Below are 14503 nucleotides of genomic sequence, written 5' to 3' on the forward strand. Positions count from 1 at the left end.
CCCGCCGAGAGCGCCGCGCGCTGACCGATCGTCGCGGCCGGGTCCACCGGGACGATCGTGGGCCGGCCGTTGGCACTGAACGCGGTCCGCGGGTAATGCATGATCGACCCGTAGTCGTAGCCGCCCAGGTCGTCGCCGTCGGTGATGTGCTGGTCGAAGTTGTGTTCCTGGCCGGTCTGGATGTTCGCGAAGTCGATCCGGACGAACATGTCCCGATCCTCCCGGCTCTGCTCGTGCCAGAGGCCGACCGCGTGCCCGATCTCGTGGATGGCGTTGCCGACGCTGCAGCCCGGCCCGAGGCTGAGGGTCTGCGCACCGCTGTCCTGCAAGCCGATGAAGCTCCAGCAGCCGCCCGCGTCCATGAACCGCACGAAGTTCACATGCTCGGCGGGATCACGTTCGGTGAACCGGATCCGGGTGTTCTGCTCCCAGTGGGCGATCGCGTCGCGTACCCGCTCAGGGTTGGGCAATGCCGGGTCGACCGTGAACGGAACCAGCCCGCCCGGCCAGCGGAATCGACTGCCGCTGATGCCGACGGCCGAGGCGACGTCGCCGGCCACCGCCTGTTCACGCGCCTCGGCGAGCTGCTGCTCGAACTCGTCGACCAGCCCGAGGGCGATGTCCCCCTCGAAGATCGCCATGCCGCCGACACGGCTGTAGATCGCCGTCCGCACACCGAACGTGACTCCGGAGATCCGCGCGGTGCCGCGTTCCCCACCGCGGAACTCACCCTGGCCGATCGTCATCCCGCCTGCTCCCGCCGTTACAGCCCGACACGCCGGACCGGGACGTCGAGCCGGTCCGCCGACGGGATCGGATGGGAGGCCGTCGACACGTAGTCACCGACGGTCACTCCCCCGCTGCCGGAGACATCGACATGCACACGAACCGTCTGCCGCCCCCCGACCCCCTGCGGCAGCCGGATCTCGAACTCGATCTCCGCCTCGTCGTCAAGCGCGAGACCCTCCCGGACGGTCTCCGCGATCACCACGGCCGGCGCGTCGGCGCGGGACACCTCCTCCACCCGGGCGGTCACCCGCGCCACGCGGGCAGGCCTCGCCCCGGCCGGGAACAGGATCCGCCCCCGCACCACACATCCACCGAGCCCATCACCCATGCCACCCCAGCCTTGTCCCTCCCCGCACGCTCCGCGAGGGTCGGTCCGAGATCTGACACAGACCTCGGGGGTACGCGTAAAAAAAAAAGCCGCGTGGCCACCACCACACGGCTTCGTCGCACACTCGGATCAGGTTCAGGGTTCGCCCAGCAGACGGCGCACCTGGGCGGTCAACTCCGCCTGGAAGGCCGCCACACTGCCGTCGGAGACGCCGACCCGGTAGTCCGGCCCGGTGTCCGGGTCGCCGGCCCGGTCGAGGTCGCACCGTCCCGCCGTCCCATCGACGCGCCCATCGGTATACGCCTGCAAAGAATCGTCCATCACGGCGACAATCTCGCACGTCAGAGGCCATGCGGCCCACCGGCCGTCCGTCCGAGCAGCGACCACCGGTCCGGTCAGGACCATCGGGTTACGCCGCCGCGGCCCGACTGCCGGACACGACGTACAGACAGATCAGACTCGGTACACAGAATCTCCACAACGTGGCTCCGCATGCTTTCGTTCGGGATCAGCCGAGGAGTCACCAATGACCACGAACAACCAGTCCACATCCGCCGCGACCGATGAGCCGGTGACCGAGCTGATCGGCGCCCGGCCCGCACCCGGCCACGACGGACCGGCCACCGACACGACCGCCGCCGCCGTCACCACCCCGGCGACAGCAACCCCGAAGACGGATCCGACGTCCGGATCCGCCACGACGGAGCCGGGATCCGCATCTGCCGAGCCCGGCTCCAGCTTCAGCTCCGGCTCCGGCTCCGGCTCCGGCTCCAGCTCCAGCTCCGGCTCCAGCTCCGTGACGAGCACCGACGACGAGAAGACCTCGGTGGACCTCTTCGCGATCTCGGACACCGTCGGCACGCCGGCCCTGCCGCCCGCCTCCGACCCGTTCACCTCAGACCCGGCCACCAGCGCCGAACCCGCGCCGGCCGCTCCCTTCCCGACATCTCCCCGGACGGACGCGGACCCCACCACCGCCAAACCGGTCACGCCCACCGCCGATCCGACGCCCACCGCCGCCATTCCGGTCACACCCACCGCCGATCCGACGCCCACCGCCGCCTTCCCGACGCCGCCCACGCCCGCACCGACCGCTGCCATGCCGACCGTTCCGGCAACCTCGCTGCCGGTGGCCGCCTCCCCGGGCTCCGGAACACCGGTGCTCACTCCCGAGGTGGTGGCCACCCCACCGGAATGGGTCAAGACCGGTGCCCTCACCGAGATCAACGCGGCACCCTCGGCAGCCGGCCCCGGCGCGGGTCCGGGCAGTGTCGCCGACGGTGTTCCACATGCCGGTGGGCCGGGCGGGCCGTTCCCGCCCAACGGTGGTCCGGCTCCGTGGGCGCCGGCGCCGAAGGGCTCCGCCGGCAAGGGTGCGCGGTTCGCCGGGTTCCGTAAGAGCCCCAAGCTGGTCCTGGTGGCCGCGATCCTGGTCACCGCCATCGCCAGCTCCGGGGTCACCGCCGCGGTCATGTCCGCGGTGGGTGGCTCGTCCTCCCCCACGGTCAGCACCCAGCAGCAGGGCGGCGGTCCCGGCGGCTTCCAGGGTGGCGGCGGCATGCAGGGCGGCGGAGGGATGCAGGGCGGCGGAGGCCCCGGCGGCGGCATGCAGGGTGGCGGTGGCATGTTCGGCGGCGGCCAGGACAGCCAGAGCGGCACCCTCCCCGACTCGGGCTCGGGCACCGACTCCGGCTCGGGCACCGACTCCGGCTCGGGCACCGGCACCGCACCCGGCACCGGCACCGCGCCCGACTCAGGCACCGGCACCGACTCGGGCACGGTCACCGCGCCCGGCACCGGTACCTGATCCCTACATCGGCATCGCGGTGAACGCCGACCGGGTCGTCCCCGGCCGGCGTTCACCGCTAAGGCCGGCCGGACTGTCAGCACCCTGATGCCGCGGCCGGTCCTCTCCGGCCGGCGTTCTGTGTGATGGCCGTGGCTGAACCGGCCTCAGTCCGCCACGCCGACCGGTTGACCGATCGTTTCCGGACGGTCGAGGCAGGCCAGCATCGCGTGCGCGAGATCCGCGCGGGACACCCGGTATCCCCGCGGCACCACACCACCGACCGTCGTGCGGTAGCCGCCGCGCAACGGCCCGTCGGTCAGCTGCGGCGGCCGTACCGACGTCCACGCCGCCCCCGACGCCGCGAGCGCCTCCTCCATGGCCCGCAGATCGTCGTAGACCGGCCGCAGCACCGCGGAGATCACCGGGCGCAGCACGGCCCGGCTGAGCAGGCTGTCCCCGTCCGGCGTCGGCCCCACCGGCGCGGCGCTGATCACCACGATGCGCCGGCTGGGAACCCGGTCCAGTCCGCGCAGCAGCGCCCGGGTGACGGGTGCGGCGACCGGCCCGACGTTGCGGCCCCGGGGCCCGACCGCGGACAGAACCGCATCGGCGCCGTCCATCGCCTTGCCGACCTCGTCGGCGTCCCGGTCCGGGTCCCCCACCCGGACGACGGTGAGTCCGGCGTGCCGCAGCCCGAACCGCCCCGGATCACGCACCACGGCCGTGACCGTGTCCCCTCGCCCGACCGCCTGTTCGACCAGGTGAAGGCCGGTCTTTCCGGTAGCTCCGAAGATCGTGAGTCGCATGACTTCTCCCCCAGCTCGGATTTCGTCATGCTAGGTGATAGTCACATAATCGTGCAATCACTGCCTGGTACGGTCACTTCATGATCGATCCGCCCGCGCTGGGCTCCCGGGTGGCCTTCCTGCTGTCCCAGCTCGGCTTCCAGAGCGCACAGTCCTTCACTACCCGGCTGGCGCCCCTGGGCCTGACACCCAACCGGTTCGGCCTGCTCACACACGTGGCCCGAGCCGAGGGCCAGACCCAGCAACAGCTGGCCGAACTGCTGGGCCTGCACCGCAACACGATGGTCACCCTGGTCGACGACCTGGAATCCCAGGGCCTGGTGGAACGCCGCCGACACCCCGAGGACCGCCGCGCGTACGCCATCCACCTCACCCCGGCCGCCCGCGACCTGCTCCCCGCCGCCACCGAGGCCGCCGAGGCCCAGGAGGCGTCGGTGCTGGCGGGCCTGACCGAACAGGAACAGGATCAACTACGCACCCTGCTGCTGAAGATGGCCACTCAACAGGGCGTGACCTCAGGTGTCCATCCCGGACTCACCACTCACCGCGGACACTCCGCGAAGCCTGAGTGATATCACGCATGGCTCCGGAGGTGCCTCATGCCGAACATCCTCATTCGTGACCTGAGCCGGTAAGCCGTCGATCGCCTCGATGCGGAGGCCGCTCATCTGGGCCTTTTCCGAAACGACTATCTGCGCCGAAAGCTCGAGGAACGTCCCACTCCCCCGCTGCGCAGCAGGTAACCGATCAGGATCGGCAGCGATCCGCCGAGGCCTTCGGCGACCTGTCAGACCCACGATCATGGACAACGCACGGTGACCAGCAGGCCGATCGACGAGTCGGCTCACGTCAAGCTTCCACTCGGACATGCCGACGACCGGGCGACTGGAATGTACGGATCGTTCGCGGAGCGGTCCGCCTTTCGAGCACTACCAGGCTGGAGATCGGCTGTTCCGCACGATCCGGCGCCCTCGCAATGCCACGTACTTTAAGTTGATCATGAATGTGACCGTCGACTCTGCGGCTGCGATCACGTCCGCCGGGCGCCGCCTCCAGGCGCCGCCCCCGAGCGCCATCTCCAGGCGCCGCCTCCGAGCGCCGCCTCTAGACACGTTTCGTGGTCAGGGTGCGAAGCCCATCCGCGTGGTGACTTCGGGCGCGCTGGACGCCCGAAGTCACCACACCCGTGGCGGTGTGGTGAATAGGGGCGCGCTGGACGCCTGAAATCACCACACCCGTGGCGGTGTGGTGACTTCGGGCGCGCTGGACGCCCGTATTCACCACACCCGTGGCGGTGTGGTGAATACGGGCGGGATGGGCGGCTGAACTCACCACGCGGACCCTGATGACGAAACATGTCCAGGCGCCTCGTGCGTCGGCGCTGTTCAGCCGCTCGCGGCCTTCCCGGGGCGGCCGCTCGCGACGACCCCGGGGCCGTCGCCAAGATCGAAAGAGGCCGATTGGCGTTCCGGCCACCCCCGGCCGTCGCCCACTCCCGGCCGTCGCCCACCTGGGCCGTCGCCCACGGTCCATCCGCGAGCCGAAAACAACCGCGGGCGACGGCCGAGTGACCCCGAGCCGTCGCCGACGGCTGATTCCCACCCTCCCGAACAGCCGCCGCCGACGGCTCGACCGCCTCGGCCGTCGGCCACGGTCCGTTCGCGAGCCGAAAACAACCGTGGTCGACGGCCGACAGTCGCACCATGCCACCCAGCTCAAGTTGACCTTGGATGTGACCCCACGCTGCGACAAACGGCTGATCTGCCCTGATGCGACCGCCACCGCCGTCGGCCGTCGGCTGGCGGCCGTCGGCCGTCGGCCGTCGGCTGGCGGCTGGCGGCTGGCGGCGATCAGTGGGCGGTGGCGATGAGGCGCCGAAGAGCGGCGTGACCGGGTGGACCCCAGGTCGGCTTGCCACCGGGCCGTCCATGCATACCCGCGTCGCCGATCATCATGCCGGCCAATGCCTTGCCGACGGCCCAGCCCCGGGCCCGCCGCAACATCGCCGCGTCCGGACCGGGCCGACCCGCCACGTCCGGACCGGGCCGACCCGCCACGTCCGAGCCGGGCCGACCAGTCCGGTTCGCCGCGGGCAGGGCCGGCCGGTACGCCGCGTGGAACAGGTCGAACGCCTCCTCCGGCAACAGGATCCACGCCGCCGCGAGGTCGCACGCCGGATCGCCGGCGCAGAGATCACCGAAGTCGATGACGCCGCAGAGCGTACCCTCGCAGGTCAGGACGTTGGCCGGATGCAGGTCGACGTGGATCCAGGTGGGCGGGCCGTCCCAGACCGGCGCGGCGGCCGCGTCCCGCCAGATCGCGTCGACCGCGTCCGGGTCGTCGACCAGACCGAGTTCGACCGCTGACGCGAGCATCCGGGTGAACCCCTCGGCCCCGTCGGCGAGCACCCCGCCCCGGCCCTGCGCCACCGGCGCCGCAGCGGGCGCCGGCTGATGAAGAGCGGTCAGGAAGGCGCCCAACGACGCGGCGGACTCCGCGGCTCGCGCGCCGGTGACCGGTTCCCGGTCGGCCGGCGCGCCGGGAACCCAGGTGGTGACCAGCCAGGTTCGGGGAAACGCCGCGGTCGGCTCGCCGAGACGTTGTGGCACGGGCACCGGCAACGGCAGCCGCCCGGCCAACTGCGGCACCCACCGGTGTTCCTTGCGCAGCAGCGCGTCCGCCGCCTCGGTGGCGAACGGCAGCCGCACCGCGAGCTCGTCCCCGAGTCGCCACAGTTGGTTGTCCCAGCCGCTGGCGCCCCACGTGACGGGCATTTCCGCGTACTCCGGAAACTGCTCTTGAATCAATGCCTGGACCAGGGCGGCGTCGATCTCCCCAGCGGAAGTGGCGGGTCCGGACACACCAGCCACACTAGACACGTTCCGCAATCAGGGTGAGAAGCCCATCCGCGTGGAGACGTGTCTCGCGGATCAGCGGAAGGCGTCCACGTGACGCGCGGCCCAGGCGGCGAACGGCCGCGGCGGCCGGCCCAGGACCGTCGCCACGTCGGGGCTGATCCGCTGTTCACGTGGGGTCGGCGTGCCGAGGATCGCCAGCGTGCCGTCGACCACCGGCGGCGGCATGAAGCGGAGCATCTGCTCGCGGGCTTCGCCGGGTGTCTGCTCGGTGAAGCCGATCGGTTCGCCGAGCGCCGCGGCGAGGTCGGCGGCCCGGTCGCGGGGCGTGCTCAGGGCCGGGCCGGTCAGCTCGTACGTGTGACCGTCGTGCCCGCGGTCCCGGAGGACGACGGCGGCCACCTCGGCGATGTCCGCCGGATCGATCACCGGCAGCCCGACGTCACCGAACGGCGCGCTCACCGAACGGCCGGCCCTGACCGGTTCGGCCCAGGCGAAGGTGTTGGAGGCGAAGCCGCCCGGGCGCAGGATCGTCCAGCCGAGACCGGACCGGCGGACGTTCTCCTCGATGGTGTGCAGGGGCGCGTGCGACGGCGCCTCCGGTCGTGTCGCGACGGCCTGGGAGGACTGCAGCACGATCCTCTTCACGCCGGAGTCCACGGCGACCCGCAGGATCTCCGGCATGTCGAGGTGTGCCCCGGCCCCCGCCACGAGCAGGAACAACGCCTCCGCGCCGTCGAGCGCCGGGCGCAGGGTCTCCGGCTGTTCGAGGTCGGCGTGCTCGTGGCGTACCCCATCGGGTGTGGAGATCGGGCGCTGCCCCCGGGACACCGCCGTCACCGGGGCGCCCGACGTGGCGAGGAGCGGCAGGAGTGCCTGTCCGACGTTTCCGGTGGCGCCTGTCACGACGATCATGTCGTGCCTCCGTTTCGACCGCGGCGTTCGCGCGGTTCGAGGAGACGCTAGTAACGTCGGGATAGTAGGTACCTAGAGGATAGTAACGGGTTCGTGACGGAGGACACATGGAGCAGACGGCGGATCCGCAGACCGCGTGCCCGGTCACACCGGTCGTCGACATGGTCTTCAGCCGCTGGACGACGCCGATCCTCTGGTCGCTGCACCACCATGGCCGGCAGCGTTTCGTCGAGTTGGAGCGCCGCCTGACCAGCATCACGCCCAAGGTGCTCACCCAGCGGCTCCGCCAGCTGGAACGCGACGGGCTGGTGGCGCGCACCTACCACGCCGAGGTGCCGCCCCGCGTCGAGTACGAGATCACCGCGCTGGGCGCCGGCCTCGGTCCGCTCTTCGCCCAGCTGGCCACCTGGGCCGACGCCAACCTTCCCGAGGTGGAGCGGGCCCGCGAAAGCTACGACGCGCGGCCGGCACCCGCCCGTCAGGCGTCGACCGACACCGGTCGCGCGCGGTAGGACCGGGCGGCGGAGAGCAGGTAGAGGATGGCACCGCCGACGGCGTACCCGGCCAGGCCGGTGAGGGACAGCTCGCTCGCGGCCGCCTGCTTGACGAAGGTGAGACCGATGACGCTGGACAGGCCACCGCTGATGATCATCGGCCACTGTCCGCGCATTCCCCGCCGCAGCCGGTTGATCGCGAGGGCCGACTGGATCGCCCCGGTGAGGACGGCCCAGACGCCGAAGATCCGCAGCACCGGGGCGGGTCCGCCGCCGGCGCCCACCGCCACCGCGACCGCTGTGCCGGTGCTGATCACCGCGTTGACCAGCTGCGCCCGGACGTTCCCAGGATTCCCGAGGGCGCTCTGGGTACGGGCGTCCAGCAGCGAGGCGGCGACGTCGAGGATCGGATAGAGGACCAGCAGGACCACGGCGGGCCCCGGCAGGTCGGATGCGGCGGTGAGATCGCCGGCCGGCGACAGGGCGACGGCCAGCGACCCGGCCCAGAGCAGGGCCAGGACGGCACGGACCAGGTAGAGCACGGCGGGGTCCTTTCTCGAACAACGGCGATGCGGACGGTACGAGGAAGGAGTCTGCGATCGGCCGGACCCGGCCACGTACTTCGAACGAAGTACTCGGGCCGAGTTCCGGTGCCCGAGAATCAGGGCATGATCGCCACCCCGCTGTGGATCCGCCGCCCGGAACTGGTGCACCTGTTCGCCTGCACGGCGGCCGGGCTCTCGTTCGCCGGGCAGATCGCGGCCACCGTGCTGCGCGGGTCGGACGGACGCGTCGTCCTGGCGGTGCTGCTGGCCGGCGCCGGGACCGCCGTGTCCTGGCGACTGCCGTGGACCGGTCTGGCCGTCACGAGCGCGGCGTCCTTCGCCGTCACCGCGGTCGGCAACGACCCGCTGGCGGTGTGGATGACGGCGGTGTTCGTCCTGTTCTCGGTCACCTTCCGCGGACTGCCGGCGCCGGTCGCGACGACGCTGGTGGCGGCCTTCCTCCTCGGGGCGTTCATGACGGTGGGAGGTTTCCGGGGCGGGCCGGTCGTCGGGGTCGCCGCCCTCTTCTCGGCGATCGCCGGAGGGGCCAGCGGAGCCGCGCTGCGCATCCACCGGGACCGGTGGTGGATGCTGGAGGAACGGGCCGCCCGCGGGGTGGTCGAGGAACGCCTGCGCATCGCCCGCGATCTGCACGACGTGATCGGTCACCAGGTGGCGATGCTGAGCATGAACCTCGGGATCGCCGAGATCGGGCTGCCGGACGACGCCGAGGCGTCCCGCAACGCCCTCGTCGCGGCCCGGTCCAACGCCCGTACGGTGATCGCCGAGACGCAGCGGATCCTGGCGCTGCTGCGACGGGGCGACGACACCCCGGATCTCCGGCCCCCGCCGTCGATCGACGGCCTGGAAGGGCTGTTCGCCTCGTTCGCGAGCATCGGCCTGGAGGTGCGGCCGGACATCGCGGTCCCGGCCGGGGCGGTCGAACCCAGCCTCGGCGTGACCGTCTTCCGGGTGGTGCAGGAGGCGCTGACGAACGCGTACCGGCACGGCGAGGGAGAGGCCACCGTGCGGGTACGCGAACAGGACCGGAGACTCCGCGTGACCGTCGAGAACCGCACCGCCCGCGCGAGCCGTGCACCCGGTACGGGCGGCGGACTCGGACTGGTGGGGATGCGGGAACGGGTCGAATCCTCCCACGGGCGCCTGACCATCGACGACGGTCAGGGACGCTTCCGGGTCGACGCGGAGTTCGGCCCGGTGGGCGAGGCCCTCGGATGACGCGGATCGTGATCGTCGACGACCAGGACGACATCCGGGCCGGTATCCGGTCGATGCTCCGGGCCGACCCGGCCCTGACCGTGGTGGGTGAACTGTCCGACGGACTGCAGGTCGCCCCCTTCCTCCGGGAACACCCGGTCGACCTGGTCCTGATGGACATCCGGATGCCCGGCATCGACGGTGTGGAGGCGACCCGCCGGATCCGGGCCGAACACCCGGCCGAGAAGGTTCGGATCATCGTGCTCACCACCTTCGACCAGGACGACGTCGTGCTGGCCGCCCTCCGTGCCGGCGCCAACGGTTTCCTGGGCAAGACCGTCAGCCCGGCCGAACTCGTCGCCGGGATCACCGAGGTGGCGGGCGGCGGTGGCACCCTGTCGGCGAACGCGACAGCCGCACTGATCGGTCACATGGCGGACAACCCTCCACCGGTGATCGACAAGGTTCTGCTGCGCCGCTTCGACGTCCTGACGCCCCGGGAACGGGAGATGGTCGTCCTGGTGGCCCGGGGCCTGAGCAACGAGGAGATCGCCGGGCGGATGGTCGTGTCGCCGTTCACCGTCAAGACCCACGTGGTGCGGGCGATGACCAAGATCGGTGCTCGGGACCGGGCCCAGCTGGTCTCGTACGCCTTCCGGGCCGGCCTCGGCCCGCCGTCGGATCAGCCCTGGTAGGGCGGCGCGACACCCCAGCCCCAGTGCGGGACCGGCGCTTGACCGGGTGGCGTCGCGCCCGGCTGGGAGTTGGCCCGGGCCAGCCGGGTCCCCCACTCGATGTAGCCGGCGAACGCGGCCCGGAACTCCGGGTCGTCCGGCAAGCCGACCTCGTCGGCCGCGTCCATCAGCAGGCTCACCCAGCGGCGCCGTTGCGGCTCGGTGATGGCCCGGCCCAGGTGCTGGCCGAGCATGTGGGCGTATCCGCCGCGCTCGTCGGTGTACCGCGACGGGCCACCGAACACTTCGGACAACCACATCGCCACGTAGCGCGGATGGCCCGGATCCATGTGCGCGAACAGTGGGCCGATCACGTCGTCGGCGCCGACCTTCTCGTAGAAGCGGCTGGTCAGTCGCTCGAACGCGTCGGCGCCGCCGGCCCAGTCGTAGAGGGTCGGGACGGCCCCGCCGGAGCCGCGGACCACGGTCGGCTCGTAGTGGCGCATCTCCTTGATCGCCCCGACGTGGGGCCCGATCTCGGCGAGGAAACCGGGGAACAGATCACCGGTCCGGAATCCCTTGAGGTGGTCCTCCGGCGAGGTCCACACGATGCGCAGCAGGTAGGCGGACGGTTCCTCGGTGCAGCGGCTCAACTCGAAGTCGACACACTGCGGCGCCTGCGCGAGGAACCGGGCCGCTCGCCGGTAGGCGTCCTCGAAGGCCGTCGTGTCGCCGGGGATCTCATACCGGATGTACTCGACCGTCATGCCTCAACACTAGGTGCGTGCCGCTCGTGATGAGGAGCAGGCTGATTCCCGACGGGGTGGCTCTCGCGACGAGCGCCTTGAACCGGGGCGGCCACGACGCCCGTGACCGCAACGCCGTTCACTCCCCGGCCCGGCGCGCCCGGTTGAAAGTGATCAGCTCGTCGAGCGACTGCAGCGTCCGGGTCAGTCCCGCGATGTCGGTGCGGAGCTTGTCGCGTACCTCGACCAGGCGCTCGAAGGCGGCATCGCTCGTCTCGTCGCTGGGGGTCTCCAGGCAGGGCAGCACCTCGAGGATGACCTGGCTGTTCAGCCCGGCCGTGTAGAGCCCCTGCAGGTAGTTGACCCGGTCGACCTCGCGCTCGGTGTAGTTGCGGTGCCCACCGGAGCTGCGCTCACTGGACAGCAGTCCCTGCTGCTCGTAGTAGCGCAGCGACCTCGTGCTGACCCCGGTACGTTCGCTGAGCTCGCCGATCCGCACGGGAACCTCCTCCGGTGGGCTGCGCCACAGACCCTTGAATCTGACATGGATGTCAAGATCTAGCGTAGCCCGCATGACAAACCCGCAGTTCACAGCCCTGCACGTCACCGTCGACGCCGGCGTCGCCACCGTCACCATCGACAACCCGCCCCTCAACCTGCTTGACACCGCACTGATCACGGATCTGAATGCGTTCGCCGACGGTGTACGCGACGACGGGACCGTCAAGGTGATCGTGTTCGAGAGCGCCGACCCGGAGTTCTTCATCGCGCACGGCGACGCCCACTTCGTCGACCGCCCGGAGAGCTTCGCCGCTCTCGCCGAGGGTCTCGAGGGCCCGTTGAACCCGATGCAGGCCCTGCACGAGAAGCTGCGCGCCCTGCCGCAGATCACCATCGGCAAGATCGCCGGTTTCGCCCGCGGCGGCGGTCACGAACTGTTGATGGCACTCGACCTGCGCTTCGCCGCGATCGGCCGCGCCCGGGTGGCCCAGCCCGAGGTGCTGCTCGGCATCCTGCCCGGCGGCGGGGGCACGCAGTATCTGACCCGGCTCACCGGCCGCGCCCGCGCCCTGGAACTGCTGCTCGGCGCCCCGCTGGTCGACGCCGAACTGGCCGAACGTTACGGGCTGGTCAACCGGGCCCTGCCCGCCGACGAACTGGACGACTTCGTCGACGTCCTCGCCCACCACATCGCCGGCCTGCCCGCCGCGGTCATCCAGGCGGTACGCACCGCGGTCGACGCCGCCCTCACCGGATCCTACGAGGACGGCCTGGTGGTGGAGAACCAGAAGCTCGGCGAGTTGTTCACCGCCGAGGCCGCTCAGCGGACGGTGGACCTGCTCAAGGTCGGCTACCAGACCCGTGAGGGCGAGAAGCGGCTCGAGCAGATCCTCCACGGCTGACCGCCCCGTCGCGGAGCCGGACAGCAAAAGAGCTCCCATCGATCGATGGGAGCTCCGGGGCGTCGTGCCATGTGGCCGGGGCAGCCTCGTCACAGGTCCGGTCACATGAGCTTCAAGAACCATTCGACGGCCTCCGGCGGTCCGAGGATGGTGGAGTCGAAGGTCGGCTCGGCTTGTCGCCCCAACTGGTCCCGGGCGTCCAGTACGCGGTACACGAGCCGGTGCTCTTCGGTGATGCGCCGCGATGCCCAGCCTGAGAGGTCGCCCTTGAGGAGTTCCGGCTTGCCGATGCCGCCGTCTTCACCTCGCTGAATGTCCTTGATGAAAGCATTGATCCGCTTAAGGGTCTTGCGATCACCCGACTGCCGGCCCACGTACTCGTCCCACGCATCCGGGTGCCAGTCGAGCTTCAAGCAGAGCCCTCCGCGTCCTGTTCGATCAGCTCATGCTGGACCAGCCCACCGGCTTCCATCTCCGCCCGCCGACGGCGCAACTCGCGGCCGTTGGCGCCCCGGGACAGGTACTCAGTTTCGCGCCACGCGTCATAGTCGCCGACCAGAGGCGAGTGGGGCAGATCAGCCGGCCGGCCAGGATCAGAGGGCTCGATGACCCGAGTAACAGAAGAACCGCCCGTCAGATCTGACAGGCGGTTCGGATGCAAATACTCGTGGGCGATACTGGGATCGAACCAGTGACCTCTTCCGTGTCAAGGAAGCGGCCTCTTGCCGACCAGGGAGTTTGACAGCTCGCGAGGGAACTGATAAGCCACTTGATAGTGGCTGCTCATGGCGCTAAGTTGCGCCTCGCGCGGGACGTGCTGAGGGAATCTTGAGGGAATCCCTCGTCGTAGGCGCTGAGGGAATCCCTCACTCCCTCAATGCCGACCACGTCAGCCAGGCCTCGGCAGAGTTCCGACAGCCCACCGACGAGGGCCGTGATGAGGTTCGCCCTTCTCAGCTGGACGAGGTGTCCGATGTTGTCCTGCCCAACCTTGCGGCGACCTCATCGAGGACAGGCTGCCACAGATGTGGGGCGATGAGGCCGAGTCTCCCCATGAGGTCGTCGACCATGAGGCCGACTACCTGGCGCTGCAGGGCGTCGGCCGCGGTGACCGGTTCCACGGACACCGCGGTGGGGCGGCGGTGTCTCTGTGTTCTCAGCCCGCTCAGCGCCTTCCACTCGGCGCGGCGAGTTCTCCGGAGAGTCGCCGGCTGGCTGCAGAGCGATGGCAATGACATCGAGGCGCTGCATGGCCCGGGTCAGTGCCACGTACAGCAGCCTGTCGCCGCGGTTACCGTCGTCGTTCTTGAGGATGCCGGTGGGGTCGACGACTACCGTGACGTCGAACTCCAGGCCCTTGGCGTTCTCCGGGCTGACCACCGTGGTCTCGGCGTCGAGTTCGGCACGGTCTGTGTCGCCCCCATCTCGGCCCTGGTCGCGGTCAAGTCCCACGACATGGCGGTGGGCGCCGTGATCCGGCGTGCGCTGACCGGCGACTACTACGAGCAACGTTCCGACGCGGCCGGCCGGCTGGCGTACGAGTGGGGCTTGGAGGCCATCCGCGACCACACCGGCGTGACCGGGGACGTCACCGCCGCGATGTACGTCGGCGGATACCGGCTGTCGGGGTACCTGGCCGGGCAAGTCGTAGGGCAGCTGTGCGCCAGCCGCAACGACACGCGCAACGACGGACGGCTCTAGGACCTTATCGGCCGGGTCGTCGGCTGGTTGAACTGGACCACCCACCACGCCGACACCGGCAAGGCGGGCGCTGCCGGCCGGGACCTGCTACGCCACATCCAGAGGTGCGGGTACACCGACCCGCCGCTTAAGGACCTCGAGCTGCTCGCGAAGATCGCGGTCAAAGGTACCGCCGAGCGGTACGCCGGGTACGGGCATCTCGCCCGGCCGCATACCAGGCCCTGAGTACGCACGGCTAAC

18 protein-coding genes are annotated in these 14503 nt (G+C 70.6%); 7 read left to right on the forward strand and 11 right to left on the reverse strand.

From position 1 onward, the window contains the following. From WH85_RS35250 to WH85_RS35260, 3 genes are all read right to left on the reverse strand, one after another. A partial coding sequence (locus tag WH85_RS35250) for a M12 family metallopeptidase (RefSeq protein WP_045746446.1) occupies positions 1-746 on the reverse strand: 746 nt, incomplete at its 3' end. A gap of 17 nt (positions 747-763) precedes the next feature. Next, positions 764-1117 (reverse strand): hypothetical protein, encoded by a 354-nt coding sequence (locus WH85_RS35255; RefSeq protein WP_157411410.1) that lies wholly within the window; start codon positions 1115-1117, stop codon positions 764-766. 135 nt (positions 1118-1252) lie between these two features. Next, positions 1253-1438 (reverse strand): hypothetical protein, encoded by a 186-nt coding sequence (locus tag WH85_RS35260; RefSeq protein WP_045746481.1) that lies wholly within the window; start codon positions 1436-1438, stop codon positions 1253-1255. Between the two features lie 205 nt (positions 1439-1643). Here WH85_RS35260 and WH85_RS35265 point away from each other — a divergent pair, with 205 nt between their 5' ends. Further along, on the forward strand, positions 1644-2924 hold the full coding sequence (locus WH85_RS35265; protein ID WP_045746448.1) for a hypothetical protein: 1281 nt from the start codon (positions 1644-1646) through the stop codon (positions 2922-2924). A 146-nt stretch (positions 2925-3070) separates the two neighbouring features. On the opposite strand, the gene WH85_RS35270 is transcribed toward WH85_RS35265, so the two are convergent. Further along, positions 3071-3712, reverse strand: coding sequence for an NAD(P)-dependent oxidoreductase (locus WH85_RS35270; protein WP_045746449.1), 642 nt, complete (start codon positions 3710-3712; stop codon positions 3071-3073). Positions 3713-3792: 80 nt separating this feature from the next. On the opposite strand from WH85_RS35270, the gene WH85_RS35275 reads away from it, so the two are divergent. After that, on the forward strand, positions 3793-4284 hold the full coding sequence (locus WH85_RS35275; RefSeq protein ID WP_045746450.1) for a MarR family winged helix-turn-helix transcriptional regulator: 492 nt from the start codon (positions 3793-3795) through the stop codon (positions 4282-4284). A gap of 1278 nt (positions 4285-5562) precedes the next feature. Here WH85_RS35275 and WH85_RS35280 read toward each other — a convergent pair. Both WH85_RS35280 and WH85_RS35285 read right to left on the reverse strand, forming a co-directional pair. Continuing rightward, positions 5563-6573, reverse strand: coding sequence for an aminoglycoside phosphotransferase family protein (locus tag WH85_RS35280; RefSeq protein ID WP_045746451.1), 1011 nt, complete (start codon positions 6571-6573; stop codon positions 5563-5565). Positions 6574-6642: 69 nt separating this feature from the next. Continuing rightward, positions 6643-7482 carry an NAD(P)H-binding protein gene (locus WH85_RS35285; RefSeq protein WP_045746452.1) on the reverse strand — a complete coding sequence of 280 codons (840 nt, stop codon included), beginning with the start codon at positions 7480-7482 and terminating at the stop codon, positions 6643-6645. Positions 7483-7589: 107 nt separating this feature from the next. On the opposite strand from WH85_RS35285, the gene WH85_RS35290 reads away from it, so the two are divergent. After that, positions 7590-7994, forward strand: a complete 405-nt coding sequence (locus WH85_RS35290) for a winged helix-turn-helix transcriptional regulator (protein WP_045746453.1) — start codon at positions 7590-7592, stop codon at positions 7992-7994. Here WH85_RS35290 and WH85_RS35295 read toward each other — a convergent pair. Continuing rightward, entirely contained in the window at positions 7961-8518 is a 558-nt protein-coding gene (locus tag WH85_RS35295) for a hypothetical protein (RefSeq protein ID WP_045746454.1), read from the reverse strand. The genes WH85_RS35290 and WH85_RS35295 overlap by 34 nt on opposite strands. Positions 8519-8644: 126 nt before the next feature. Here WH85_RS35295 and WH85_RS35300 point away from each other — a divergent pair, with 126 nt between their 5' ends. Next, on the forward strand, positions 8645-9760 hold the full coding sequence (locus WH85_RS35300) for a sensor histidine kinase (protein WP_045746482.1): 1116 nt from the start codon (positions 8645-8647) through the stop codon (positions 9758-9760). Further along, positions 9757-10434, forward strand: a complete 678-nt coding sequence (locus WH85_RS35305) for a response regulator transcription factor (RefSeq protein ID WP_045746455.1) — start codon at positions 9757-9759, stop codon at positions 10432-10434. The genes WH85_RS35300 and WH85_RS35305 overlap by 4 nt, the downstream gene beginning before the upstream one ends. On the opposite strand, the gene WH85_RS35310 is transcribed toward WH85_RS35305, so the two are convergent. Both WH85_RS35310 and WH85_RS35315 read right to left on the reverse strand, forming a co-directional pair. Further along, positions 10422-11180: a group II truncated hemoglobin gene (locus WH85_RS35310; protein ID WP_045746456.1), complete on the reverse strand. Its 759-nt coding sequence runs from the start codon at positions 11178-11180 to the stop codon at positions 10422-10424. The two genes, WH85_RS35305 and WH85_RS35310, sit on opposite strands and share 13 nt — an antisense overlap. Positions 11181-11298: 118 nt before the next feature. Continuing rightward, positions 11299-11658, reverse strand: a complete 360-nt coding sequence (locus WH85_RS35315; protein WP_045746457.1) for a MerR family transcriptional regulator — start codon at positions 11656-11658, stop codon at positions 11299-11301. Between the two features lie 73 nt (positions 11659-11731). On the opposite strand from WH85_RS35315, the gene WH85_RS35320 reads away from it, so the two are divergent. Beyond that, complete coding sequence (locus WH85_RS35320) at positions 11732-12562, forward strand: enoyl-CoA hydratase/isomerase family protein (RefSeq protein ID WP_045746458.1); 831 nt, start codon at positions 11732-11734, stop codon at positions 12560-12562. Between the two features lie 101 nt (positions 12563-12663). Here WH85_RS35320 and WH85_RS35325 read toward each other — a convergent pair whose 3' ends face one another. Then, entirely contained in the window at positions 12664-12975 is a 312-nt protein-coding gene (locus WH85_RS35325; protein WP_045746459.1) for a Txe/YoeB family addiction module toxin, read from the reverse strand. A 589-nt stretch (positions 12976-13564) separates the two neighbouring features. Then, positions 13565-14311, reverse strand: coding sequence for an ATP-binding domain-containing protein (locus tag WH85_RS54215; RefSeq protein WP_083449490.1), 747 nt, complete (start codon positions 14309-14311; stop codon positions 13565-13567). Here WH85_RS54215 and WH85_RS50975 point away from each other — a divergent pair. Beyond that, entirely contained in the window at positions 14291-14488 is a 198-nt protein-coding gene (locus WH85_RS50975) for a hypothetical protein (RefSeq protein WP_045746461.1), read from the forward strand. The two genes, WH85_RS54215 and WH85_RS50975, sit on opposite strands and share 21 nt — an antisense overlap. Positions 14489-14503: the final 15 nt, after the last annotated feature.

Origin of the sequence: Actinoplanes rectilineatus (assembly GCF_000962825.1) — a bacterium.
GTDB lineage: Bacteria > Actinomycetota > Actinomycetes > Mycobacteriales > Micromonosporaceae > Actinoplanes > Actinoplanes rectilineatus.

Excerpts from the sequence above, each read along its gene's own strand:
- WH85_RS35255 (WP_157411410.1), bottom strand. The coding sequence starts at position 1,117 with ATGGGTGATGGGCTCGGTGGATGTGTGGTGCGGGGGCGGATCCTGTTC.
- WH85_RS35260 (WP_045746481.1), bottom strand. The coding sequence starts at position 1,438 with ATGGACGATTCTTTGCAGGCGTATACCGATGGGCGCGTCGATGGGACG.
- WH85_RS35265 (WP_045746448.1), top strand. The coding sequence starts at position 1,644 with ATGACCACGAACAACCAGTCCACATCCGCCGCGACCGATGAGCCGGTG.
- WH85_RS35270 (WP_045746449.1), bottom strand. The coding sequence starts at position 3,712 with ATGCGACTCACGATCTTCGGAGCTACCGGAAAGACCGGCCTTCACCTG.
- WH85_RS35275 (WP_045746450.1), top strand. The coding sequence starts at position 3,793 with ATGATCGATCCGCCCGCGCTGGGCTCCCGGGTGGCCTTCCTGCTGTCC.
- WH85_RS35285 (WP_045746452.1), bottom strand. The coding sequence starts at position 7,482 with ATGATCGTCGTGACAGGCGCCACCGGAAACGTCGGACAGGCACTCCTG.
- WH85_RS35290 (WP_045746453.1), top strand. The coding sequence starts at position 7,590 with ATGGAGCAGACGGCGGATCCGCAGACCGCGTGCCCGGTCACACCGGTC.
- WH85_RS35300 (WP_045746482.1), top strand. The coding sequence starts at position 8,645 with ATGATCGCCACCCCGCTGTGGATCCGCCGCCCGGAACTGGTGCACCTG.
- WH85_RS35305 (WP_045746455.1), top strand. The coding sequence starts at position 9,757 with ATGACGCGGATCGTGATCGTCGACGACCAGGACGACATCCGGGCCGGT.
- WH85_RS35310 (WP_045746456.1), bottom strand. The coding sequence starts at position 11,180 with ATGACGGTCGAGTACATCCGGTATGAGATCCCCGGCGACACGACGGCC.
- WH85_RS35320 (WP_045746458.1), top strand. The coding sequence starts at position 11,732 with ATGACAAACCCGCAGTTCACAGCCCTGCACGTCACCGTCGACGCCGGC.